27 protein-coding genes and 1 tRNA gene are annotated in these 21,609 nt (G+C 63.9%); 12 read left to right on the forward strand and 16 right to left on the reverse strand.

The window, feature by feature from the left end; all coding sequences use genetic code 11:
- The 6 genes from DBV08_RS10915 to DBV08_RS10940 all read right to left on the reverse strand — a co-directional run.
- Positions 1-344, reverse strand: a 344-nt coding sequence (locus tag DBV08_RS10915) for a hypothetical protein (protein ID WP_185564583.1), incomplete at its 3' end; no start/stop codon positions are given.
- Positions 345-618: 274 nt separating this feature from the next.
- A tRNA-Ala gene (locus DBV08_RS10920) sits at positions 619-694 on the reverse strand.
- A gap of 113 nt (positions 695-807) precedes the next feature.
- Complete coding sequence (gene glpR, locus DBV08_RS10925; protein WP_124567441.1) at positions 808-1,542, reverse strand: gephyrin-like molybdotransferase receptor GlpR; 735 nt, start codon at positions 1,540-1,542, stop codon at positions 808-810.
- Between the two features lie 267 nt (positions 1,543-1,809).
- A complete protein-coding gene (locus DBV08_RS10930) occupies positions 1,810-2,445 on the reverse strand; it encodes a GNAT family N-acetyltransferase (protein ID WP_007727523.1) in 636 nt (211 codons plus the stop codon).
- Between the two features lie 21 nt (positions 2,446-2,466).
- The gene (gene glp, locus DBV08_RS10935; protein WP_003946353.1) at positions 2,467-3,726 is read right to left on the reverse strand and encodes a gephyrin-like molybdotransferase Glp; all 1,260 of its coding nucleotides are present in this window, start codon (positions 3,724-3,726) and stop codon (positions 2,467-2,469) included.
- A gap of 125 nt (positions 3,727-3,851) precedes the next feature.
- Positions 3,852-4,763 carry a UTP--glucose-1-phosphate uridylyltransferase gene (locus tag DBV08_RS10940; RefSeq protein WP_019744725.1) on the reverse strand — a complete coding sequence of 304 codons (912 nt, stop codon included), beginning with the start codon at positions 4,761-4,763 and terminating at the stop codon, positions 3,852-3,854.
- Positions 4,764-4,822: 59 nt separating this feature from the next.
- On the opposite strand from DBV08_RS10940, the gene DBV08_RS10945 reads away from it, so the two are divergent.
- The 4 genes from DBV08_RS10945 to mscL all read left to right on the forward strand — a co-directional run bounded on the left by DBV08_RS10945 (position 4,823) and on the right by mscL (position 7,170).
- On the forward strand, positions 4,823-5,401 hold the full coding sequence (locus DBV08_RS10945; RefSeq protein ID WP_124567442.1) for a 5-formyltetrahydrofolate cyclo-ligase: 579 nt from the start codon (positions 4,823-4,825) through the stop codon (positions 5,399-5,401).
- A 111-nt stretch (positions 5,402-5,512) separates the two neighbouring features.
- Positions 5,513-5,824: an FmdB family zinc ribbon protein gene (locus DBV08_RS10950; protein WP_003946378.1), complete on the forward strand. Its 312-nt coding sequence runs from the start codon at positions 5,513-5,515 to the stop codon at positions 5,822-5,824.
- A 77-nt stretch (positions 5,825-5,901) separates the two neighbouring features.
- Positions 5,902-6,648, forward strand: coding sequence for an SAF domain-containing protein (locus DBV08_RS10955; RefSeq protein WP_234036835.1), 747 nt, complete (start codon positions 5,902-5,904; stop codon positions 6,646-6,648).
- 99 nt (positions 6,649-6,747) lie between these two features.
- Entirely contained in the window at positions 6,748-7,170 is a 423-nt protein-coding gene (gene mscL, locus DBV08_RS10960; protein ID WP_124567443.1) for a large conductance mechanosensitive channel protein MscL, read from the forward strand.
- Positions 7,171-7,242: 72 nt separating this feature from the next.
- On the opposite strand, the gene DBV08_RS32290 is transcribed toward mscL, so the two are convergent.
- The 9 genes from DBV08_RS32290 to mrf all read right to left on the reverse strand — a co-directional run bounded on the left by DBV08_RS32290 (position 7,243) and on the right by mrf (position 14,228).
- The gene (locus DBV08_RS32290; RefSeq protein ID WP_185564585.1) at positions 7,243-7,419 is read right to left on the reverse strand and encodes a hypothetical protein; all 177 of its coding nucleotides are present in this window, start codon (positions 7,417-7,419) and stop codon (positions 7,243-7,245) included.
- 6 nt (positions 7,420-7,425) lie between these two features.
- The gene (locus tag DBV08_RS10965; RefSeq protein WP_185564609.1) at positions 7,426-7,923 is read right to left on the reverse strand and encodes a molybdenum cofactor biosynthesis protein B; all 498 of its coding nucleotides are present in this window, start codon (positions 7,921-7,923) and stop codon (positions 7,426-7,428) included.
- Between the two features lie 80 nt (positions 7,924-8,003).
- A complete protein-coding gene (locus DBV08_RS10970; protein WP_185564587.1) occupies positions 8,004-9,491 on the reverse strand; it encodes a S1C family serine protease in 1,488 nt (495 codons plus the stop codon).
- Positions 9,492-9,718: 227 nt separating this feature from the next.
- Complete coding sequence (locus DBV08_RS10975; RefSeq protein WP_020908630.1) at positions 9,719-11,098, reverse strand: HAMP domain-containing sensor histidine kinase; 1,380 nt, start codon at positions 11,096-11,098, stop codon at positions 9,719-9,721.
- 65 nt (positions 11,099-11,163) lie between these two features.
- Positions 11,164-11,850, reverse strand: coding sequence for a response regulator transcription factor (locus DBV08_RS10980; RefSeq protein WP_003946387.1), 687 nt, complete (start codon positions 11,848-11,850; stop codon positions 11,164-11,166).
- A gap of 70 nt (positions 11,851-11,920) precedes the next feature.
- The gene (locus tag DBV08_RS10985; protein ID WP_003946409.1) at positions 11,921-12,532 is read right to left on the reverse strand and encodes a trimeric intracellular cation channel family protein; all 612 of its coding nucleotides are present in this window, start codon (positions 12,530-12,532) and stop codon (positions 11,921-11,923) included.
- A gap of 18 nt (positions 12,533-12,550) precedes the next feature.
- Complete coding sequence (gene rpmF, locus DBV08_RS10990) at positions 12,551-12,724, reverse strand: 50S ribosomal protein L32 (protein ID WP_007727540.1); 174 nt, start codon at positions 12,722-12,724, stop codon at positions 12,551-12,553.
- Positions 12,724-12,978 (reverse strand): type B 50S ribosomal protein L31, encoded by a 255-nt coding sequence (locus tag DBV08_RS10995; protein ID WP_124567445.1) that lies wholly within the window; start codon positions 12,976-12,978, stop codon positions 12,724-12,726. Before DBV08_RS10995 ends, rpmF begins: the two co-directional genes overlap by 1 nt.
- The gene (gene mrf, locus DBV08_RS11000) at positions 12,975-14,228 is read right to left on the reverse strand and encodes a ribosome hibernation factor-recruiting GTPase MRF (protein WP_124567446.1); all 1,254 of its coding nucleotides are present in this window, start codon (positions 14,226-14,228) and stop codon (positions 12,975-12,977) included. Before mrf ends, DBV08_RS10995 begins: the two co-directional genes overlap by 4 nt.
- A gap of 104 nt (positions 14,229-14,332) precedes the next feature.
- Between mrf and rpmB the strand changes: the two genes are divergently transcribed.
- From rpmB to DBV08_RS11035, 7 genes are all read left to right on the forward strand, one after another.
- Positions 14,333-14,569, forward strand: coding sequence for a 50S ribosomal protein L28 (rpmB, locus tag DBV08_RS11005; protein WP_003946346.1), 237 nt, complete (start codon positions 14,333-14,335; stop codon positions 14,567-14,569).
- Positions 14,570-14,573: 4 nt separating this feature from the next.
- Positions 14,574-14,738 (forward strand): 50S ribosomal protein L33, encoded by a 165-nt coding sequence (rpmG, locus tag DBV08_RS11010; RefSeq protein ID WP_003946358.1) that lies wholly within the window; start codon positions 14,574-14,576, stop codon positions 14,736-14,738.
- Positions 14,739-14,740: 2 nt separating this feature from the next.
- Positions 14,741-15,046 carry a 30S ribosomal protein S14 gene (gene rpsN / locus DBV08_RS11015; RefSeq protein WP_124567447.1) on the forward strand — a complete coding sequence of 102 codons (306 nt, stop codon included), beginning with the start codon at positions 14,741-14,743 and terminating at the stop codon, positions 15,044-15,046.
- Between the two features lie 9 nt (positions 15,047-15,055).
- Complete coding sequence (gene rpsR / locus DBV08_RS11020; protein WP_003946414.1) at positions 15,056-15,313, forward strand: 30S ribosomal protein S18; 258 nt, start codon at positions 15,056-15,058, stop codon at positions 15,311-15,313.
- Positions 15,314-15,425: 112 nt separating this feature from the next.
- Positions 15,426-16,364: an AEC family transporter gene (locus tag DBV08_RS11025; RefSeq protein ID WP_058037885.1), complete on the forward strand. Its 939-nt coding sequence runs from the start codon at positions 15,426-15,428 to the stop codon at positions 16,362-16,364.
- A gap of 19 nt (positions 16,365-16,383) precedes the next feature.
- Positions 16,384-16,848, forward strand: coding sequence for a hypothetical protein (locus DBV08_RS11030; protein WP_124567448.1), 465 nt, complete (start codon positions 16,384-16,386; stop codon positions 16,846-16,848).
- Between the two features lie 155 nt (positions 16,849-17,003).
- Entirely contained in the window at positions 17,004-18,365 is a 1,362-nt protein-coding gene (locus tag DBV08_RS11035) for an NAD(P)/FAD-dependent oxidoreductase (protein WP_124567449.1), read from the forward strand.
- A gap of 36 nt (positions 18,366-18,401) precedes the next feature.
- On the opposite strand, the gene DBV08_RS11040 is transcribed toward DBV08_RS11035, so the two are convergent.
- Complete coding sequence (locus tag DBV08_RS11040; RefSeq protein ID WP_095971068.1) at positions 18,402-19,919, reverse strand: PucR family transcriptional regulator; 1,518 nt, start codon at positions 19,917-19,919, stop codon at positions 18,402-18,404.
- Between the two features lie 169 nt (positions 19,920-20,088).
- Between DBV08_RS11040 and DBV08_RS11045 the strand changes: the two genes are divergently transcribed.
- Entirely contained in the window at positions 20,089-21,519 is a 1,431-nt protein-coding gene (locus DBV08_RS11045; protein ID WP_124567450.1) for a gamma-aminobutyraldehyde dehydrogenase, read from the forward strand.
- Positions 21,520-21,609 lie beyond the last annotated feature (90 nt).

Genomic DNA, 21,609 nt, shown 5'->3' on the forward strand with positions numbered 1-21,609 from the left:
GTCGGCTCAGTCGTCGTCGGCTCGGTCGTCGTGGTCGGCTCGGTCGTCGTCGGCTCGGTCGTCGTCGTGGTCGGCACTACCGTCGTCCCGCAGTTGTGGTGGTGACAATGCCAGCCGTAGTTGCCGTTGTTGTTGCCGCCGTAATTGCCGTTGCCGTTGTTACCGCCACCGTTGTTGCCGTTGTTGCCGTTGTTGCCGTGGCCGTAATTACCGTTTCCGTTGCCGTTGTTGCCACCGGGCTGGGCGGCGACGATGGCCGGGAAAACCGACACGGCAAGGACGCCGATACCCATCAGGCACATCACAGCAACAAGCATCATCGCTAGCCGTCGTGGCTGGCTCATCGACATTCCTCCCCGACACATACGTCCGACCTGCGGAAAACTGCGGCAGACTCACCGTGCCTATCGCACCGGACACACCCTCGTTACATTTCCGGCAAACATGTATCCGCCCAAGGATCATCCCTCACTTGGAAGCTCAACGGTCCGGATCAGCGGTCGCAATCGTATGAAACGGCGCACACTCGAGCTGAATCTTCACAATTCGGGCAGGCTCTGAAAATGCAGGAAAGGGTCGTTCAACTTTCGTTGAAAGACCCTTTTTGCTGGTACTTCTTGGTGGAGCTGAGGGGAATCGAACCCCTGACCTCTTCGATGCGAACGAAGCGCGCTACCAACTGCGCCACAGCCCCGTGCCACCGCCTCAGCGGTGCTCGGCAACTCTAACAGGAACGAATACTCCCGTTGGAATCACCCGACACGAACTTTCGGCCCGACAAGATCGGCCCAGAAGATCCTCGGTCGATCACTGTCCGGATGCGCGACGCATCTCGGTGTGCCTGACCTCTTCTTCGTAGTGATCCAAGTGATCGAACACCGGATCTTCGTCGTCGACCTCGAGGACAACCGCTCCTGGCCGGCGCAGTCGCGCGGGAATCAGGCGCAGCTCTTCGTCGGTGTGCGATTCGACTCCGAGTCGCGATCGGTTGAGGCGTTCGGTGCGACGGCGACGAATCTCCTGCTCGATCCGAACCTGTCGACGCAAGTACGCCATGTACCCGCCGAGACCGCACACGGTCAGCGCAAACAACCACCACACCATCGGCGAGATGATCAATGCGAGAGCGCCCGAGAGAATCGCGACGAAGGCAAGCCCCAGCAATGTCCGCTGTCGGAAGGCGTATCGCGCCTCCCGGGCGATGGCATCCGCTTCGGGGTCGAACCCGCCTCGTCCGCGTCGTACGGGAACAAATTCTCCGACCGGTGCACGACCGCCGGCGTAGTCGTCTTCTGCGTGAGTGTCCATCTGGTCCTCCGCGTCGTAGCTGCTGCGCACTGGTTCTGGTTGCCAGTTCGGATCGCTTCGATGTCCTGATGCCGGCCCGCGCTGAACAGGGTTGCTGTCGCCGCGGTGGAGTACTCGAGTCGCGAGCGCCGCGTCACTCGTCTGCCGGATCCTGGGGCGCTTGTTGACGAGCATCGGCACCAGGACGAACAGCCACACGGCCACCAGCCCGATCCACACGAATGAGCTAGGCATGCCGCGGCCTCCTCCCGATCACCTACCAGCACCTATGCCAGCCGTTGACGAGTCAAGGTTAACGGCCGACGCCCTCGCATCGTTGCCGACGCGCCGAACCCCACCATACTCATGTGTCACACGCGTACCGAACTGAACTTCCGGTTCAGTCCCAAAAGTCTCAAGTTCCAGTTGAATCAAAAATCACAATTTGCCGAGCAAAAGTAGGACTACTCAGCGGTAACTGCCGTTTAGCTCGCGTTTCCCACGCTACTTGCGCCGTCTTCGTCACACCCACGAAGCGCGTCCGGACCGCACCAATCTGTCGACAACGGTGGTGGGTACTTCCTCGATGGTCATTCCGACCAGAAGATGGTCGCGCCATTGGCCGTCGACATCGAGATAGCGCTTGAGGAGACCTTCCTCCCGGAACCCCACATTGCGCAGGACTGCGCGACTCGACGCGTTCTCGGGGCGAACTGTTGCCTCGACTCGATGCAGACCGACCTTCGAGAACGCGTGATCGAGCGTGAGCGCAACGGCCGCTGTGGCAACGCCACCGCCGGTGACGTGCGAGGCGACCCAATAGCCCACCCAGGCGGACCGCAGAGCGCCGCGCACGACATTTCCGATGGTGACCTGCCCGCAGTACTTCCCATCCAGTTCGATGACCAACGGAAGGATCCTGCCCTTACGCGCTTCGGAGCGAAGATTTCCGCACAGAGACGGCCAGACGGTGATGTGATGACGCGCATCCCAGGGCGACTCTCCGGTGGGCTCCCACGGCTCGAGGTGCTCACGATCGCGAATGCGGAGTCGACTCCACACCGCAGCGTCACGAAGCTTGACGGGGCGGACGGTCACGACTCCAGCGGGCACTCGCAGCGGGCCGAGATCTTCCGGCCATCCTGGATGGACTGACATCACACCCCACTCGGGTCGGCGTTACCCACGTTGGGCGAGAAAAGCTACGTCGACTTCTTCACCGATGTGCACTTCGGTGACGTCTCGATCGACAAGAACCAAACAATTGGCTTCCGCCAAGGTCGCGAGGAGATGTGAGGACGCACCGGGCGCACCGCCGAGGGCCTGCACCAGGTACTCCCCCGTCGCTTCGTCACGCATCAGCTGACCGCGCAGGAAACCCTTGCGATCGGCGATCGACGTGATCGTTCCGACCGTGCGCGCCTTCACCACTCGCCGCATTGGTTGGCGGCGTCCCAGCGCGATTCTGATCAACGGTCGAACCATGACTTCGAATACCACCAGTGCACTGACCGGGTTGGACGGTAGGAGAAAGGTCGGAACCTCGTCTCTTCCCAGCTTGCCGAAGCCTTGCACTGATCCCGGATGCATGGCTACACGCTCGACTTCGAGTGTCCCCAGATCTGCAAGTGCCTCACGGACTTCGTCGGACGCTCCGCCGCCCACGGCACCGGCGATGACAACGATTTCGGAGCGAATCAGCTGACCCTCGACTACTTCGCGGAGACGGCGCGAGTCGTTGCCCGCGATTCCCACGCGGTTGACGTCGGCGCCGGCATCGCGAGCGGCGGCTGCGAGAGCATACGAATTCACGTCGTAGACCTGACCAGGCCCCGGCGTGCGATCCACGTCGACGAGTTCTCCACCGACGCTGATGACGGAAAGCCGGGGACGCGGGTGGACGAGCACTTTGTCGCGACCGACCGCGGCAAGCAAACCGACCTGTGCGGCTCCGATGATGGTGCCTGCCCGAACGGCCACGTCGCCCGGCTGGACGTCGTCGCCTGCACGACGAACGTAGTCACCCGAACGCACCGGCTCGAAGATCCGGACACGAGCGCGACCACCGTCGGTGTTCTCGAGCGGAAGAACTGCGTCGGCGAGTGTGGGCAACGGCGCGCCGGTGTCGACTCGGACGGCCTGACGCGGTTGCAGCCGGATCGGTTGGCGTGAGCCCGCCGTCACCTCGCCGACCACCGGCAAGCTGAGGTCCGTAGGCTCGCCGTCCTCGCCTCGGAGGTCGGCTCCAGCGCCGGCGACATCGACACTGCGAACCGCGTAACCGTCGATGGCAGCTTGATCGAATCCCGGCAATGGGCGTTCGGTCACCACTTCCTCGGCACACAGCAGTCCCTGCGCTTCCGAGATGGCGACCCGAACCGGACGGGGTGCCACTGCAGCAGCGGTAACCCTGGTCTGCTGCTCCTCAACCGACCGCATCTGGTCCGCGTCCTCCTGTGTCTCGAAATTCGGTGATATCCGTCAGCTCATGATGCCTTGCCTTCGAAAAGGGACAAGCACATTGATACTGCGTTATCGGGCGATCAACCACCGTGGCGACACGCTCAGCGGTCGAGTCGATCCGCGAGCCACTTGCGCAAGGACGGGCCGTAGTCGTCGCTGTCGAGTGCCAGGTCAACCGAAGCGCGGAGGTACCCACCAGGGTTGCCCAGGTCATGACGCGTTCCGCGGTGCACCACCACGTGAACGGGATGCCCCTCGGAAATCAGGAGAGCGATGGCGTCGGTGAGTTGCAACTCACCGCCGGCTCCCGGCTTGATGCGACGAAGTGCGTCGAAGATCGCACGATCGAGCAGATAGCGACCCGCAGCGGCAAAGGTTGACGGCGCGTCTTCCACAGCCGGCTTCTCGACCATGCCGACGACCTTGAGCACGTCGGGGTTGACCGCGTCGGGAACGATCTCGACGTCGAACACGCCGTAGGCGCTGACTGCGTCTTTGGGGACGTCGATTGCACAGAGAACGGACCCGCCGCGCTTGGCCCGAACTCGCGCCATGATCTCCAGGACACCACGCGGCAGTACGAGATCATCGGGCAGAAGGACGGCGATGGCATCTTCGTCGTCGTCGAGAACCGACTCGACGCAACCGACTGCATGCCCGAGCCCGAGGGGCTGTTCCTGAATGACGGAATCAACTTCGAGCAAACCCGGCGCTTTGCGCACCTTTGCCAGGGCAGCAAGTTTTCCGCTTGCTTCCAGCTTGCTTTCGAGCACGAGGTCCTCGACGAAGTGTGCAACCACCCCGTCTTTGCCGGGGGACGTCACGATGACGAGCCGCTCGGCTCCCGAGTCCGCGGCTTCACCTGCCACCAGTTCGATGCCCGGTGTGTCCACGACCGGCAACAATTCTTTCGGAACCGTCTTGGTGGCAGGCAGGAAACGAGTACCAAGTCCGGCTGCGGGAACCACGGCCGTACGGAAGGCCCTCGTGCTGCTAGCGACAACGTCTGTCATGCCAACACCTTAGCCGCCGCTTGTTACCGCTCGGTCAGCACGACGAATATCGTTGTGGGGTGACACCGCGGACAAAAGCACAATGGCGACAAATCGCACTCGCAGCACGTGAAGCAGTCTCCGAGCACGCTCGAAAAGCGGAAACTGCGGCGTTGATCACCCACATACCTTCGGTGATAGTCGAAGGAACGACGGTGTGTGCGTACGTCCCCACTCGCACCGAACCAGGATCCACCGACTTGCTCGACGCCGTTGCCGAGGTCGCCGGGCGTGTACTACTTCCGATCACCGGGGAGCCCGGACCGTTGTCCTGGGTCGAGTACAGCGGCGCGGACGGTTTGCGACCGGCGAAGTACGGCATCCGGGAGCCTGTCGGACCTGTCCTACCACCGGAAAGCCTGTCCGACGTGGAATGCATGCTGATCCCTGCACTTGCAGTGGACGTGCGCGGAACACGCCTCGGCCGCGGCGCAGGCTTCTTCGACCGCACACTGGGGTCGGTCGGTCCGCAGACTCGGCTTGTGGCAATTGTCAGAGACTCCGAACTCGTCGAGACCTTGCCGGCCGACGACCATGACGTACCCATGGGCTGGGCATTGACGCCGGGCGGCGGGCTGACGCAGCTGCAACGTGATTGATCTGCGGGAATAGATCCCTGATTAGCGCTGTTGGCACTGTCACTTGTAGAGTGCTAAAGGCTGCGGTGTAAATACGCAGCTGCTCGAACATCACAGTGCGGAGGAAGCCCGGTGCCCACCTACTCATACGCATGTACGGAATGTGACAACCGTTTCGACATCGTCCAGTCCTTCAGCGAAGATTCGCTGACGGTCTGCCCAGCTTGCTCAGGCAAGCTCCGCAAGCTGTTCAACTCTGTCGGCATCGTGTTCAAGGGCAGCGGCTTCTACCGCACCGACAGCCGCGGCGGCTCCGGAACTGCGAGCGAGCCGGCCAAGAGTGATTCGGCACCCGCTGCGAAGTCCGAGTCCAAGTCGGACTCCTCGTCGACCTCGAGTTCGTCGACCAGCACGCCGGCGCCCGCCAAGGCTGCCGCAAGCTGATTTCCACAACCTCCGGGTTGTCCACAGGTTCACATCGTTAGGGCCGGAAGCACCGCTTCCGGCCCTAACGTGCATGAATGCCGTCAGCACGTACTCGCTCGCCGAGGCGCTCCGATCCACTGCGCGCCCAGCTCGATCTCACCCCGAGCACCCTCGATCGCGTCGTCGAACTGACGCGCGGCACACGATTCCGCACGGCGACAGTCCGCAAGATCGCAGCCGTTGCCCTGGCCGCACTCGGCGTCGTCCTCTTCTTCCGAGGCGATCCTGCGACCGATACGGTCGCTGTAGTTGTCTCGAGTCGCGATCTCACTCCCGGACAGGTGATCGCGAATTCGGATGTCGAGATCCGCGAGATCGACTCGAAACAACTTCCCGAAGGAGTTGTCTCCGATACCGGCTTGGTGGTCGGAAGAACCGTTGCCGGCCCGATACGCACCGGCGAAACAGTCACCGACGTGCGCGTTCTCAGCCCACGGCTGGCCGGGTTGTCCGTAGGAACCGACGACGCCCGCATCGTGCCCGTGCGACTTGCCGATGCGGCCGTTGCAGACATGTTGCGCAGCGGGGATGTCGTCGACGTCCTGACCGTCGGCCCTGACACATCCCGCACTGACACATCCCACCCCGACACACCCAACGAATCAATTGCCGACAAGGCCCCCCAGATTCTTGCCGCGGGGGCGGTAGTCGCGTTGGTCACCAAGTCGGAAAGTACACGTAACCAGCAGGAACAGGTGATCCTGCTGGCTCTGCCGACACCGGCAGCCAACGTCGTTGCCGCGGCATCGCTGTCCAATGCGATCACCGTGACATTCCGCTGACCGCACAAAGCGGCCGAAGCTCCTCTAGGATTTTTCCAGTCGGTTCGGTATCAACGGACCATCTGGCACTTGCCATCGGAGACTCGAGGGGACACCGACATGCTCAAGGGATTCAAGGACTTCCTGCTTCGCGGAAACGTGCTCGACCTGGCCGTCGCGGTTGTCGTGGGCGCAGCCTTCACCGCCATCGTCACGGCCTTCACGTCGAACATCATCAACCCACTCATCGCTGCTATCGGCGGATCCGACGAATTGGGCTGGGGAAAGGAGATCATTGCGGGCAATGCCGAAACCTTCGTGAATATCGGCGCCGTGGTCACCGCGATCATCAACTTCATCATCATCGCAGCGGTCGTCTACTTCGTGCTGATCGTCCCCGCGAACGCGGCGAAGAAGAAGTTCGTCTCCGAGCCCGAGGACAAGGAAGCCAGCGAAACCGATCTGCTCATCCAGATCCGCGACATCCTCTCTGCCAATGCCGGTGGCACCGACACGGGAGCGCACGCCAAGACACTTGAATAGTCAGTGCACGCAGAACAAATCAGGCCCTCGGACAGTGCGTCCGAGGGCCTGATTTTTCAGCTGAGGATCTTGTCAACCACCGTGGTGCGGGGGTCGCTGACTACGCAGCCAATCGTCGTCCGATGATCCCGGCGACCCTTCCGGTCCACGCTCGTCCGACGTCGTCTCGGGAAAGACGTCCCCGAAGATGCGTGCCAGGCGCTTCTTGTCGACTGGCGGCTTCTTCGGGGTATCTGGTTGCTCCGACAAGCTGTCTCAGCCCTCGAGGCTGGACAGCTCGGCGATGACGTGGCTCGCCAATGCCGTCAGGGTTGCCATGCCGTCGCGAATCGCCGGCCTGGTCGAGGCCAGGTTGGCCACCAACGTGCTGCCCGAAACTCCGACTAGGCCGCGGGACAAGCCTGCTTCGAGCGATCCGGCCGAAAGACCGGAGGCGCGAAGTGCTTCGGCAATTCCCGGGATCTCGCGATCGAGAACCTCTGCGGTCACATCGGGAGTGACGTCACGCGGAGACACCCCGGTACCGCCGACCGAGATGACGAGGTCGACGCCACCGATGACTGCGGTGTTGAGAGCGTTGCGGATCTCCACTTCGTCGGCTGCGACGGCAACCGTCGCATCGACGAGAAAACCCGCTTCGTTCAGCAGTTCCGTCACCAGTGGACCGATGGAGTCGGTGTTGTCGCCGTGGGCTGTGCGATCGTCGACGATGACGACCAGAGCGCGGCCGGCCGATGTGGCTTCGAGTTCCATGACTCCTACCGTAGTGTCCGATCCCGACGCCGTTGCGATCTGGCCGAAGATCGGCTCGATCGTCTGCTGATCACCGAACATCATCGGCCGCCCTGCGCCGCCGCGGTTCCCAACGTGACATCGACGGTCTTGGTCTGTCCACCGTCGGTGTAGGTGATCGAGACCTTGTCTCCAGGAGCATGCGAGCGAACCGCCGCGATCAGCGAATCACCATCTGCGACAACACGATCGTCGACCTTGGTGATGACTGCACCCTTTGGGATACCGGCCTTGGCGGCCGGCCCGTCGGCAGTGACATCCATGACGGTCGCGCCGTCGGCGTTGTCCTGCGACGGCACGGTCACGCCGATCATGGCTTGGGTCGCCTTGCCGGTCTTGATCAGTTCGTCGGCGACGCGGCGCGCCTGATCGATCGGGATGGCGAAACCGAGGCCGATGGAGCCGCCCTGGGTACCCGACGACGCTCCGAGTGAGGCGATCGCCGTGTTGATGCCGATCAGCTGGCCGTCCATGTTGACGAGGGCGCCACCGGAGTTGCCGGGGTTGATCGCCGCGTCGGTCTGCAGAGCGTCGATGACGGTGTTCTGGTTGCCCGACTCGCCGCTCGTGGACACCGGGCGATCGAGGGCGGAGATGATGCCCTCGGTGACCGTTCCGGCCAGGCCGAGCGGGGACCCGACGGCCACAACCTGCTGTCCGACCTGAACGTCGCCGGAGTTGCCGAGATCGATGGGAGTGAGGTCGTTGCGGCCGTCGACCTTGATGACGGCGATGTCGGAGACGGGATCGGCACCGACCAGGGTGGCCGAGGCCTTGGTTCCGTCGGAGAACGCGACCCGCAGTTGCGCTCCCTGGGCACCGGCAACGTGATTGTTGGTCAGGATCAGGCCGTCGGAGGACAGGATGACACCGGAACCCTCACCGCCCTGTCCCTGCGCGGTGGCCACCTCGATCTGCACGACACTGGGCACCACCTTCGAGGCAACGGCCTGAACCGAACCGGCGGGAGCGTTGGACGTGTTGGTCGCGGTCGGCTTCGGGGCGTTCAGCGAGTTGGTGACCGTCGCGGTTCCACCGTTGCGGTCCGCGACGACGGCTCCGACCACGCCACCGACGCCGCCGCTGACCAGGACCAGAGCGAGAGCGCCGGCAACCAGGGCCATGCGTCCCGACTTCGGCTTGGTGGTGGTCGAACCGGAGTTCGGCCCCTGTAGCGGTGCGGGGATCTGGTTGTGGCCGCCGCCTGGACCGTTCGGGCCACCGGGGCCACCGGCATTGGGTGCGCCGTACGGGGCGCTCTGCCGATATGCCGCCTCATGGGCACCGTGCGGGTGGCCGAAAGCCTGAGTGGGCTGCTGCGGCGCCTGCCCGAAGGCCTCGGTGGGTCGGGCTTCGGTGGGTCGGGCAAACGACTCGGTCGGCTGGTACGGCTGCTGAGGCGCCTGCCCCTGTGGCTGCTGGGGTTGCACAGGTGGCTGCGCCTGAGGTGCTGCCGGCTGCGCCTGGGTAGTGGGCTCGTTGTTGGGCTGCTCGGGCCGGGTCGGCCCGACGTTACGGTCCTCGGTCATCGGCTCGCTTTCGTCTACGGTGACCACCGGACGGGCAGTCACAACTGTTCTGCCGACAATGCTGCCTTGCGCTGCTGAGAAGGCGCTGAGACGTGCCTGTCACTTTACCCAGAGTTCGTCGTGAAAAACCGGTGCCGTCCGGCTCGGCCCGAAAGACTCTCGGGCCGAACGCATTAACCCGTGACGTCAGTCACCGAAGCCCGGGACCAACGGGTCTGCAGAACACGCTACTCGGCACTCGGCCCTGGTTCGCCGGGAAGCACGATACGAACAAGCGCTCCCCCACGATCGGATTCGTCGATCGCAATGGTTCCGCCGTGCTTGACGACAACCTGACGCACAATCGCAAGTCCCAGACCCGATCCCGGCATCGAACGTGCCGCAGTCGACCGGTAGAAACGATCGAACACCAACTCCCGATCCTCCTCCGGAATGCCCGGTCCCGCATCACTTACGGTCAATTCCAACAATCCTTGGCCCACCGGACGCATTTCGACGCGTACCTGTTCGCCCTTCGGACTCCACTTCGCTGCGTTGTCGAGGACGTTCAGCACCGCACGCGACAGGCCTGCCTGGTCTCCGTAGACGTACCACGGGGTGGTGACCGCTTCGAACTCGATTTCGTTGCGCCTGCGCCGTGCTCGCTCGAGTGCACGTTCGACGACGTCGCTGACGTCGACGCGCTCGTACACGGTCTCGGGAGCGTCTTCGCGGGCCAGGTCGACGAGGTCGCCGACAAGGGTCGACAGTTCCTCGATCTGCGCGACGACATCGGCGCGAAGTTCCGCCATGTCTTCGTCGGGAATCTGCGGCGCACCGGGGCGACTGGACGCGATCAGCAATTCCATGTTGGTACGCAACGACGTCAGCGGCGTTCGCAACTCGTGTCCGGCATCCGCAACGAGACGCGACTGACGCTCGCGGGACTCGGCGAGCGCCCGCAGCATCGTGTTGAAACTCTCTGTCAGGCGCGCCAATTCGTCGCTGCCGGTCACGGGGATCTGCGTCAGATCGTCGGTCCTGGCGACTCGTTCGGTGGCAGCGGTCAGCCTGGCAATAGGTCGTAAACCGGTGCGGCCCACGGTGGTACCCGCCACCGCAGCCAGGATGACGCCACACCCGCCGACCACGAAGAGAACCCACGCCAGCCGGTCCAGGACCGCAACCGTGGGCGCGAGTCGCTGGCCGATCACCAAAGTGCTTCCGTCATGGGTTCGTTGGGCCAACACACGCTGTCCGTCGACGGTGCGCAGCGAGGAATCCGACTCGCCACGCGCGACGGCGTCTTCGGCTTCACCGATCGGCACGTCGGAACCGGGCGGCTGATACGTGCTCAGATCCGAGAAGATCAGCGCCACACTGATGTCGGTGGTGTAGAGCGTTGCACCGGAGATGTACCGAGGATCGAAGCGCACGACATTGCTGTCGATGAGCACCGCCGCTCTGGTACGCAACTGGTGATCCACGTCCGCGTAGAGCGCACGCGAAACCACCGCGTACGCCGCGATCGCCATGACGGCGACGGCGATGGCCACCACCGACGCAGCGAGGAGCGTCACACGCCAACGCAACGACACCGAGCGGGTGAGCGGCATCGGCGGGCGCATTTCGACGGATGCGTTGGTGCTGGTGGACTTCTTCGGTTCGGCACTCTTGCCGAACGGAGCGGTGATCACGGAGGCGTCTCCCGCAGGACGTAGCCGACTCCGCGGACGGTGTGGATCAACCTAGGCTCGCCGTCGGCTTCCGTCTTACGACGCAGGTAGCCGACGTACACCTCGAGCGCATTGCCGGACGTCGGGAAGTCGTATCCCCACACTTCTTCGAGAATGCGTCCACGGGTCAGCACGCGGCGCGGGTTGGCCATGAGCATTTCGAGAAGGGAGAACTCGGTGCGGGTCAGGCTGATCGATCGTTCACCGCGCTTGACCTCGCGGGTGACCGGGTCGAGGGTGAGGTCCTCGAACGCCATCATTTCGGAATCGGCGTCCAGATCGGGTGCGGTGCGACGCAGTAGTGCACGCAACCTGGCAAGCAACTCTTCCAAAGCGAAGGGCTTGGGCAGGTAGTCGTCGGCACCGGCGTCGAGGCCGGCGACTCGCTCGCTGACCGAATCGCGGGCGGTGAGCACGAGGATGGGCAGGTCGTCGCCGGCACTTCGAAGACGACGGCACACTTCGAGTCCGTCGAGTCGCGGCATCATGACGTCGAGTACGACGGCGTCGGGCCGGTTGGCGAGGATCTTCTCGAGTGCGTCGAGCCCGTCGACCGCGAGCTCGACCGTGTAGCCGTTGAAGCTGAGCGACCGCCGAAGCGACTCGCGAACCGCCCGGTCGTCGTCGACCACCAAAATACGCATACCGACAGTTTGGACTGAAGTGCTGAGATGCGGCTGAGAGGGTCCGATTCCGGGCTCCGGCGTGTCGCGGTCAGTCTCGGGTTCGCCTCGGTCCGGGCAGGCTCCAATGACGCCACAACGCAAGCAGTCTGAACACCGCGGCGAACGCGGTGCCGCACACCAGCGCTGCGTTGGTGGACAGTCCGGCTTGCGAGACTGTGACCACCAACGCAGCGCCGAGCAGTGCGGGAACCGCGTACAGGTCCTTGTGCAGGAGCAGCGGCACCTCGTTGACGAGGACGTCGCGGATCACTCCGCCGCCGATCGCAGCGGTCGCACCGATCAACGTCGCCGCCAGCGAGCTGGCGTTGTTGTCCAGCGCGATGACGGCGCCGGTACTCGCGAACAGGCCCATTCCCAGTGCGTCGAGCGCCAGGATTTCACGACGCAGTCGATTGAGCGGCTCGTGTAGGTAGAACACGGCGAGTGAGGTGGCGGCGGCCGTTCCGAAGTACGGCCAACTGCTCAGGGAGCTGGGCGGATGGACGCCGAGAAGGACGTCGCGGACGATACCGCCGCCGATGCCGGTGAACACACCCACCGAGCACACCCCGAAGATGTCGAGTCGCTTGGTGACGCCCACCAAGGCACCCGAGGCCGCGAACGCCACGATGCCCACCAGTTCGAGGATCCTCAGCAGCACCGGCCAAGGATCGCACGGTCAGATGCGACTCGGGTCGATCACCCCGAGTCGAACTGCTTTGACCAGTCGGCGCGGAACCCGGTGGGTCTGTCCGAAGGCCGTGACCTCGACCAGATCGGGCGCCGTCGCCTTCCACTGGGCACGGCGACTGCGGGTGTTGGAACGGGACATCTTCCGCTTGGGAACGGCCATCAGAGCGCCTTGCGCTTTCCGTAGCGACGCTCGAACTTCTCGACGCGTCCGGCGGTGTCCATCACGCGTTGCGCTCCGGTCCAGAACGGGTGCGAGTCGCTCGTGACATCGACGACCAGCAGCGGGTAGATGGAACCGTCTTCCCATTCGACGGTGCGGTCACTCGTCACGGTCGATCGGGTCAGGAAGCTCTTGCCGGTGCTGGCGTCCTGGAAGACCACCGGGTGGTAGTCGGGGTGCATCTGCTTCTTCATTCGTTTCCCTCTCGCGTTGATTCGGTTTCGGCATAGGGTGATTCGGATTCGTCGCACGGGTCTTCGTGGAACTCGCCGAACGGGTCTTCCCAGGTGGCCCACGACGCTTCGTCCGCCAACTCGTCGTCGGTGACCAAGGCGTGCTGCAGTGTTCGGTCGATCTCGAGCGGGCTCGCACCGCATGTCAGAACAACCATCGAGGTGTCGCGATCACCGAAACGCTCGTCCCATTTCAGGGCGGCGAGCGCACGGCGTTCGGCCGGCACGCGGTCTCGTTCCTGAGGCGTCATCGCGGCCAGCCAGGTGTCCGCGCTGGCAACTCGCAGGCCGCCGCCCGCCGATTCGAGCCAGAGCGCTTCGCCAGGTTGCGTCGCCACCCAGACTCGTCCGCGGGAGTACACGACGCCTTCGAGCAGGACGTCGATCGCCTCGTGCAGACGCCCGGGGTGGAACGGCCGGTTCGCGGTGAACTCGACGAGCATCACTCCGCCGTCGTCGTCGAGCGGCGGCTGACGACGCAGCAACGGCGAGTGTGCGTCGGCCAGCTCACCGCGTCGCGCGTCCGCAGGCACCTCGAGGAGCAGTGCCTCGATGTCGTCTCCCTCATCGAAGACGGGTACCCGCGGGGCGATGCGTGCGAGAACCGCGTTCAGGCGGGACCGCTGCCAGCCGTCGAGTCCATCGGACCCGCGTAGGACGAGCGCGTCGGCGAAGTCGACCTGCCCGACGACGACCTGCGCCAGGGTGCGGTCGTCGTCGAGAGCGTCGTCGCCGGTGGCGTCGGCCAGCCAGGTCTGCGCGTCGATACACGTCACGACGGCGTCGACACGGACGTCACGCTGTGCCGGTCCGTCCAGTTGGCCGACGACGCCGGTCACGACGACGTGCTCGATCGCCCAACACAGCGCTTCGGGTTCGAGTTGGCGGTCCAGCAACAGGACGATGCGCTGCACCGAACTGTGCGAGTGAAGCCGACGCAGAAGCGGCAGCAGGTCTTCGCGCAGGGTGCAGGAGACGCAGCCGTGCGCGAGCTCGAGGATCGTCTCGCGCTCGGACACTGTGCCGGCAGACCCCGTACCCCCGGTCATCGAGGTGACCGTCCGCCTGACCACCCCTTCACGGACGTGGCTCAGGTCGTGGTGAACCAGAACAGTTCCGGTTCGCAGCAACGCTCGTGCGGTGTGTGGGGTGGATTCGCTCATACCGGCGACCAGGACCAGCGGAGTCCTGCCGTCCAAGATCGTGTTCACAGCGGACCTTTCTGGGAATGATTGTCATTACCGGGGTTGAACGCTACATTGATCTCACCGCATTGTCGAAAATGATTGTCATCTGCAAGTTGAAAGGAATACCCATGTCGGCTCACTGCCAAGTGACCGGACGTGTGCCGGGGTTCGGAAAATCCGTCTCGCACTCCCACAAGCGTTCGAACCGTCGCTGGAACCCGAACATCCAGCGCAAGACCTACCTCCTGCCGAGCGAGGGTCGTCGCATCACACTCACGCTCTCGACCAAGGGCATCAAGACGATCGACCGCGACGGCATCGAGTCCGTCGTCGCCCGGATCCGCGCGCGCGGCGAGAAGGTCTGAGCAGATGGCACGCAACGAGATCCGCCCGATCGTGAAACTCAAGTCCACCGCGGGCACCGGGTACACGTACGTGACCCGCAAGAACCGTCGCAACGACCCCGATCGACTCGTACTGAAGAAGTACGACCCGGTGCTGCGCAAGCACGTCGATTTCCGAGAAGAGAAGTAGGCATGGCCAAGAAGTCGAAGATCGCGAAGAACAACCAGCGACGGGTCGTCGTCGAGCGATACGCGGACCAGAGGTCGGCACTCAAGGAGACGATCCGCTCCCCGAAAAGCTCACCCGAGGAGCGCGCGAAGGCCCAAGCGACCCTGCAACGTCTACCACGCGACGCCAGTCCGGTACGATTGCGCAATCGAGACGCTGCGGATGGACGTCCGCGCGGCCACCTGCGGAAGTTCGGGCTCTCCCGGATTCGCGTGCGAGAAATGGCGCACCGTGGGGAACTGCCTGGCGTACACAAGTCGAGCTGGTAAGGAAGTCGGATGGCAGTCAAGCGTTCACCGTCGAAGAAGCCACGCCCCGTAGAGGGTCGTAAGCCCAAGAAGAACCCGTTGTTCGCAGCGAAGATCACGCATGTCGATTACAAGGACATCAACTTGCTTCGCACGTTCATCTCGGACCGCGGCAAGATCCGCAGCCGTCGCGTCACGGGCCTGACCCCGCAGCAGCAGCGTCAGGTCGCCGTTGCAGTGAAGAACGCCCGCGAAATGGCGTTGCTCCCCTTCACCGCCGCACGGTAGTCATACGTAGAAGTACCGAAGAGGCCGCGCAGTCACTCGACTGCGCGGCCTTTTCGTTGCCCGGACTAAGATTTCCGGGAGTCGTTCATTCCAGTCGAGAGGTGCCCGCAGCGTGTCGGGAGTTGTTGCGGGTTTCACCGTCATTTTTGTGGTCATCGCGGTCGGGTATCTCCTCGGTCGCCTCGGCACCCTCGGTAGCCAAGGACAGTTCGTTCTCGGTCGGCTCGTCTTCTTCGTCGCGACCCCTGCCCTGCTGTTCACCACGCTCGCGTCGTCCGATCTGTCGGTGATCTTCTCGCCGACGCTCGCGGTCGCGTCGGCCACCGCCTTTGCCGTCGGCGCCTTGTACGTCGTCGTCGCAAAGATCTGGCTCGACCGGCCGCTGCCCGAGCTGACCATCGGCGCGCTGTCGGCGTCGTACGTGAATTCGGCCAACCTCGGTATCCCGATCGCGGTGTTCGTGCTCGGCGATGCCACGTTCGTCGCGCCGCTCCTGCTCTTCCAGATCGTCGTCTACTCCCCCATCGCCTTGACGATCCTCGATCTGACGGCCCTTCGCGGCGCTGACGCCGAGAAACTCTCGCTGATCGACACCGTCACTGCCCCGTTCAAGAATCCGATCGTGCTCGCGGGCGCTGCGGGGTTGATCGTCGCGTTGATCGGTTGGGTACCGCCCCGGCCGCTGATGCAGCCTTTCGAATTGATCGGCGCGACGTCAGTACCCGGTGCACTGTTGGCATTCGGGCTCTCGTTGTACGGCGTACGGGTACTCGAGAAGGGCTCGAGTCCTCGACGCGACGTCGCGCTGGCGTCGACGCTCAAGATCGTCGTCCAACCTGTGCTGGCCTATCTGATGGCGCATTTCCTCCTCGGCATCGACGGCCATCAGCTGTTCGCCATCGTGGTGGTCTCGACGTTGCCGACGGCTCAGAACGTTTTCATCTATGCAAGCCGCTATCGGCGCGGAATGGTCCTCGCCCGAGACAGTGCCTTTGTCACTACTTTGGCGTCTATTCCGGCAATTGCGCTGGTCACAGCACTACTCGCTTGAGCAGGGTTACGGTGGATTCATGCGTGTACTAACCCTCGCCGTTCTGGCCTGCCTTGCTGTGGCCGGATGCTCCGTCGGGGCCCAGACCACGGGGCCGGTTGCCGCACCGAATCCGATGGCGGCCAACGAAGCGAGTCCCGCCGACTGGTCGCTCGGAACCCCCGTTCCCGACGAGGTCGACGACAGCGAGATGGGCACGGAGTTCGACAGCCGCGCCGACATCGTGGGTGCGACGGCCACGATGTTCGAATCGTGGTCCGAGGTCGACGATCACACGGTGGCCGTCCACTTCGTGACCGGCACTCCGGAGTGCTACGGCGCGTACGCGACCGTCGAGGAGACCGATACGACGGTGATCGTCACTCTCCGAACCGGAGCACTGCCAGAGGCCGCGGACAAGATGTGCATTCTGGTTGCCGTGTTCGGCAGCTTGGACGTCCCGCTGAGCCGACCGCTCGGCGACCGTCACGTCATCAACGGCTAGCCGCGCGCCTAAACGGCACAACTTCGACGATCGAACACTCCGTTTCGTCAGGTGTGGCGTGCGTCTCCTCAGGACAGACTGAAAACCGACACCCGTTCACTCGCTCGTCGGCAGCTTTTCGACTCGAGCGGTGCTCAACATGAAGGAGCTCGCAAGTGCCTACTCTCCAGAGAGATGTTGCAATCGTCGGCGCCGGCCCCTCTGGCCTGGCAGCGGCAACCGCGCTGCGCAAGGCCGGCTTGTCCGTCGCCGTGATCGAAGCACGCGATCGTGTCGGCGGCCGCACGTGGACCGACACCATCGACGGCGCAGTCCTGGAGATCGGCGGCCAGTGGGTCTCCCCCGACCAGACTGCTCTGATCTCCTTGCTCGACGAACTCGGCCTGAAGACTTTCGAGCGCTACCGCGAGGGCGAGTCCGTCTACATCTCGTCAGCAGGCGAGCGGACTCGATACACGGGCGATTCCTTCCCCACGAACGAGACCACCAAGAAGGAGATGGACCGTCTCATCGATGAGATGGACGATCTCGCAGCGCAGATCGGCGCCGAGGAGCCGTGGGCACATCCCCTCGCCCGCGATCTCGACACAGTCTCCTTCAAGCAGTGGCTGATCAATCAGTCCGACGACGCCGAGGCCCGTGACAACATCGGCCTCTTCATCGCCGGTGGCATGCTCACCAAGCCCGCCCACTCGTTCTCCGCCCTGCAGGCCGTACTCATGGCCGCTTCCGCGGGCTCGTTCTCCCACCTCGTCGACGAGGACTTCATCCTCGACAAGCGAGTGATCGGCGGAATGCAGCAGGTATCGATCCGCATGGCGGAGGCCCTCGGTGACGACGTCTTCCTCAACGCACCCGTGCGTACGGTGACGTGGAACGAATCCGGTGCAACGGTGTTGGCGGACGGCGACATTCGCGTCGAGGCAGGCCGGGTCATCTTGGCTGTGCCGCCCAACCTCTACTCCCGGATCTCCTACGATCCCCCGCTGCCGCGTCGTCAGCACCAGATGCATCAGCATCAGTCTCTCGGCCTCGTCATCAAGGTGCACGCCGTGTACGAGACGCCTTTCTGGCGCGAAGACGGCCTCTCCGGCACCGGCTTCGGCGCGTCCGAGGTAGTGCAGGAGGTGTACGACAACACCAACCACGAGGACGATCGCGGCACCCTGGTTGCTTTTGTCTCCGACGAGAAGGCCGACGCGATGTTCGAGCTTTCCGCCGAGGAGCGTAAGGCCACGATTCTGGCCTCACTCGCCCGCTACCTGGGCCCGAAGGCCGAAGAGCCGGTTGTGTACTACGAATCCGACTGGGGCTCGGAGGAATGGACCCGCGGTGCGTACGCGGCGAGCTTCGATCTCGGCGGCCTGCACCGCTACGGCGCGGATTCCCGCACGCCCGTCGGACCGATCCACTTCTCGTGCTCCGACATCGCGGCCGAGGGGTACCAGCACGTCGACGGTGCCGTTCGGATGGGTCAGCGCACCGCCGCCGACATCATCGCCCGCAGCAAGGCCTGACGGCCGCTTCGCCAAGTCTCGATCATTGCCCGGCAGTCATGATTGCCGGGCAATGATCGAGAGCAGCAGTTCCGCACGAACTCTCGCGACTTCCAGCCGACAGTCGATCAGGCTCTCCACCTTCGCCATTCGACTTCGCAGTGTGTGCCGGTGGACGCCCATCGTGATCGCTGCCGCTTCCCAATGCCCGTTGGCCTCGAGAAATGCCCGCAACGATGCCAACAGTTCGGTGCCGTTGTCACGGTCGTAGTCCTCGATCGGGGTGATCATCGTTTCCGCCAGCGTATTGAGCACTTCACGCGTCGAATCGAAGGACAGCAGCACACTGCCGGTCAGAGCCGCGAATTCCAAAGGCTCGCCGCCGATTTCCGCCGCCGACGCACACAGCTGGGACTGTTCGACGGCGACCGCCAGCGCTGCGACCACGCGCCGCGCACTCAGACCCACACGAAGCGCGCGAAGATCCGACCTCGATACCCCGCCCAGTAGCTCGCGGGCGAACTGGACGTCGTCGGTTCCACGCAGCAGCACCGTGACCCGAGTGTCGTTGATCCGCGAGAACAACTGCCGCCCTGCCTTGTTCATGAACTCGGCAATCTCGACTCCGACCCGTCCCGCGACGTCGGCCGTGTCCGCCAGAACGGTCAGGCCACGGATCATTCCCTCGCCGTCTGCGGCTTGGCGGATCTGTTGCCACGCCGGCGCCGGGTCACGATCTTCGGTGAGCAGCAGCCCGAGGGCATGCGAATTCAGCTGATCCTGAGTGGCGCGCAGGCGCGCAGGTTTCTCGAAGTCCAACGCCAGCAACGAGTTCGCGTGACCGAGAAGTATCTGATCGACGTAGCTGAGCGCCGACGCACTGATCACCGCCAGGTATCCGTACGGCGTTCGCCCGACACTGATCTGTTGCACGGCGATGGACGCTCCGGAACTGGCGAGCGTCACGCTACTGGACGCACCGCCCCCGAGAGTTGCTCGCAGTTCGTCGATCACCTCGTCGGTCGGCAGTTGAGGTGAGCTCTCGAGAACTCGTCCGGCGACGTCGAGAAGAAGCACCGTCGCCGACGTTGCGATCGCCAGCTCACGCACGGTCGCAGCCGTTCCACCGGAAATGACGGCCCGCGTCATCCGCGGTTGCGCCCGCGACGCCCGAAGGACCGCTTCGTATTCCTGTTCTGCCAACCGGCTCATCACACGCTTGACGACGGCGGCAAACGGCGTCGGCAGCGGCACCTCGATCAGCGGCAGGCCGATCTCGTCGGCGACAGCCACCAGATCGGCCGGAACTTCGGGGTACGAGAGTCCGGTCCCGAAGCCGACCGCCGCTACGCCTGCCGCATCGAGCATTCGAAGGTAGCGGCCGCGCTTTTGCTGAGTGGACGGCAAACGGATGCCCGTCGTGAGAATGAATTCGCCGCCGGTCAACCATCGGAACGGGTCGAGCAACTCCGTGGCGTGCGCAAACGTGATTTCGCGACCGACCCCCTGCGCCCCGCCTTTGAGTTCCAGCGCGAGGTCCGGCTGCGCCAACATCCACCGCACAGCGATCGTCATGGGCTGGACTGTACAACTCGGCGCGTCGGCGATCAAAGATTTCACCTTTTTGGCAGCTGTCTTTACTTGTGAGTCAGCGCACACTTGCTCACACACGCCCCACACAGTGCGAGTTCTGTGTCGATCACCTCGGCCGGAACTCGTTCGACCTCGAGAGGAACCGGTACCGATGTCGATCGTCGTACTCGAGAACTACATCAACGGTGAATTCGTCGCCTCAACCGCGACGGAAACACTCGACCTGATCAACCCCGTGGACGAGAGTGTGGTCGGGCGTACGCCGATCTCCACCAAGGCAGACGTCGACGCCGCCGTCGAAGCCGCACAGCGCGCGTTCGAGACCTGGGGCAAGACGACGCCGAGCGTGCGGCAGGCCGCACTCCTCAAGCTCGCTGACGCCATCGAAGCGCACAGCGACGAAATCGTCGCAGCCGAAAGCGCCAACACCGGCCAGGCGCACCAGATGATCGCCGACGAAGAGGTCAAGGTCGGAGCCGATCAGATGCGGTTCTTCGCCGGAGCCGCACGCCTTCTCGAGGGGAAGGCCGCCGGAGAGTACATGGAGGGTTTCACGTCGTACGTCCGTCGTGAGCCCATCGGTGTCGTCGGTCAGGTCACTCCCTGGAACTACCCGTTCATGATGGCGCTGTGGAAGATCGGGCCTGCCCTTGCGGCCGGCAACACGATCGTCCTCAAGCCCAGCGACACCACACCGGGCAGCACGCTGGTCCTGGCGAAGCTCTCGAAGGGCATCCTGCCGGACGGCGTGTTCAACGTCGTGCTCGGCAACGGCGGTACCGGCGCGACGTTGGTGGAGAACCCGGCCCTCGGTCTCGTCTCCATCACCGGTTCGGTACGGGCAGGCATCGCGGTCGCCGTGTCCGCGGCGCAGCAACTCAAGCGCGCGCACCTCGAACTGGGCGGCAAAGCACCGGCGATCGTGTTCGGTGACGTCGACATCGAGAAGACCGCCACCGGCATCGCCGAGGCCGCGTTCTTCAACGGCGGTCAAGACTGCACCGCGGCCACCCGCGTGCTCGTCCACGAATCCATCCACGATCAGCTCGTGGAAGCCCTCGTGCGCAACGCCGAAAAGCTGCGGCCCGGAGCGCCTTCCGATCCTGATGCCTTCTACGGCCCGCTCAACAACATCAACCACTTCAACGCCGTGAGCGACAAGATCGCCAACCTGCCGGCATCGGCCAAGATCGTTACCGGCGGAAAGCGTTCGGGCGAAACCGGATTCTTCTTCGAGCCGACGGTCATCACCGGCGTCGCACAATCCGACGACATCGTGCAGGAAGAGACTTTCGGTCCTATCCTCACAGTTCAGAGCTTCTCCGACGAGAAGGAGGCGATCACGCTTGCAAACGACGTTCGCTTCGGCCTCGCCTCGAGCATCTGGACCAAGGATCACGGTGTCACACAACGCGTCTCCGCTGCTCTCGATTTCGGTGCGGTGTGGATCAACTGCCACATCCCGCTCGTCGCCGAGATGCCGCACGGCGGCTTCAAGTACTCCGGCTACGGCAAGGATCTCTCGGCCTACGGAGTCGAGGATTACACCCGCCTCAAGCACGTCATGAGTTCGCACGACTGAGTCGCCGCCCCTCCTGCTGTGCGCCTTTATCAACCCCCCGCGGTTAATAAAGGCGCACAGCAGATTCCTCCAATCCGGAAAAGAGCCACC

This window comes from Rhodococcus sp. KBW08, assembly GCF_003852455.1.
Classification (GTDB): Bacteria; Actinomycetota; Actinomycetes; order Mycobacteriales; family Mycobacteriaceae; genus Rhodococcus_F; species Rhodococcus_F baikonurensis.

Bases quoted from the DNA above. Each gene is read 5' to 3' on its own strand.
- glpR (WP_124567441.1), bottom strand. From the start codon at position 1,542: ATGCCTAGCTCATTCGTGTGGATCGGGCTGGTGGCCGTGTGGCTGTTC.
- DBV08_RS10930 (WP_007727523.1), bottom strand. From the start codon at position 2,445: ATGTCAGTCCATCCAGGATGGCCGGAAGATCTCGGCCCGCTGCGAGTG.
- glp (WP_003946353.1), bottom strand. From the start codon at position 3,726: ATGCGGTCGGTTGAGGAGCAGCAGACCAGGGTTACCGCTGCTGCAGTG.
- DBV08_RS10940 (WP_019744725.1), bottom strand. From the start codon at position 4,763: ATGACAGACGTTGTCGCTAGCAGCACGAGGGCCTTCCGTACGGCCGTG.
- DBV08_RS10955 (WP_234036835.1), top strand. From the start codon at position 5,902: ATGCCGTCAGCACGTACTCGCTCGCCGAGGCGCTCCGATCCACTGCGC.
- mscL (WP_124567443.1), top strand. From the start codon at position 6,748: ATGCTCAAGGGATTCAAGGACTTCCTGCTTCGCGGAAACGTGCTCGAC.
- DBV08_RS10965 (WP_185564609.1), bottom strand. From the start codon at position 7,923: ATGGAACTCGAAGCCACATCGGCCGGCCGCGCTCTGGTCGTCATCGTC.
- DBV08_RS10970 (WP_185564587.1), bottom strand. From the start codon at position 9,491: ATGACCGAGGACCGTAACGTCGGGCCGACCCGGCCCGAGCAGCCCAAC.
- DBV08_RS10975 (WP_020908630.1), bottom strand. From the start codon at position 11,098: ATGCGCCCGCCGATGCCGCTCACCCGCTCGGTGTCGTTGCGTTGGCGT.
- DBV08_RS10980 (WP_003946387.1), bottom strand. From the start codon at position 11,850: ATGCGTATTTTGGTGGTCGACGACGACCGGGCGGTTCGCGAGTCGCTT.
- rpmF (WP_007727540.1), bottom strand. From the start codon at position 12,724: ATGGCCGTTCCCAAGCGGAAGATGTCCCGTTCCAACACCCGCAGTCGC.
- DBV08_RS10995 (WP_124567445.1), bottom strand. From the start codon at position 12,978: ATGAAGAAGCAGATGCACCCCGACTACCACCCGGTGGTCTTCCAGGAC.
- rpmB (WP_003946346.1), top strand. From the start codon at position 14,333: ATGTCGGCTCACTGCCAAGTGACCGGACGTGTGCCGGGGTTCGGAAAA.
- rpmG (WP_003946358.1), top strand. From the start codon at position 14,574: ATGGCACGCAACGAGATCCGCCCGATCGTGAAACTCAAGTCCACCGCG.
- rpsN (WP_124567447.1), top strand. From the start codon at position 14,741: ATGGCCAAGAAGTCGAAGATCGCGAAGAACAACCAGCGACGGGTCGTC.
- rpsR (WP_003946414.1), top strand. From the start codon at position 15,056: ATGGCAGTCAAGCGTTCACCGTCGAAGAAGCCACGCCCCGTAGAGGGT.
- DBV08_RS11030 (WP_124567448.1), top strand. From the start codon at position 16,384: ATGCGTGTACTAACCCTCGCCGTTCTGGCCTGCCTTGCTGTGGCCGGA.
- DBV08_RS11040 (WP_095971068.1), bottom strand. From the start codon at position 19,919: ATGACGATCGCTGTGCGGTGGATGTTGGCGCAGCCGGACCTCGCGCTG.
- DBV08_RS11045 (WP_124567450.1), top strand. From the start codon at position 20,089: ATGTCGATCGTCGTACTCGAGAACTACATCAACGGTGAATTCGTCGCC.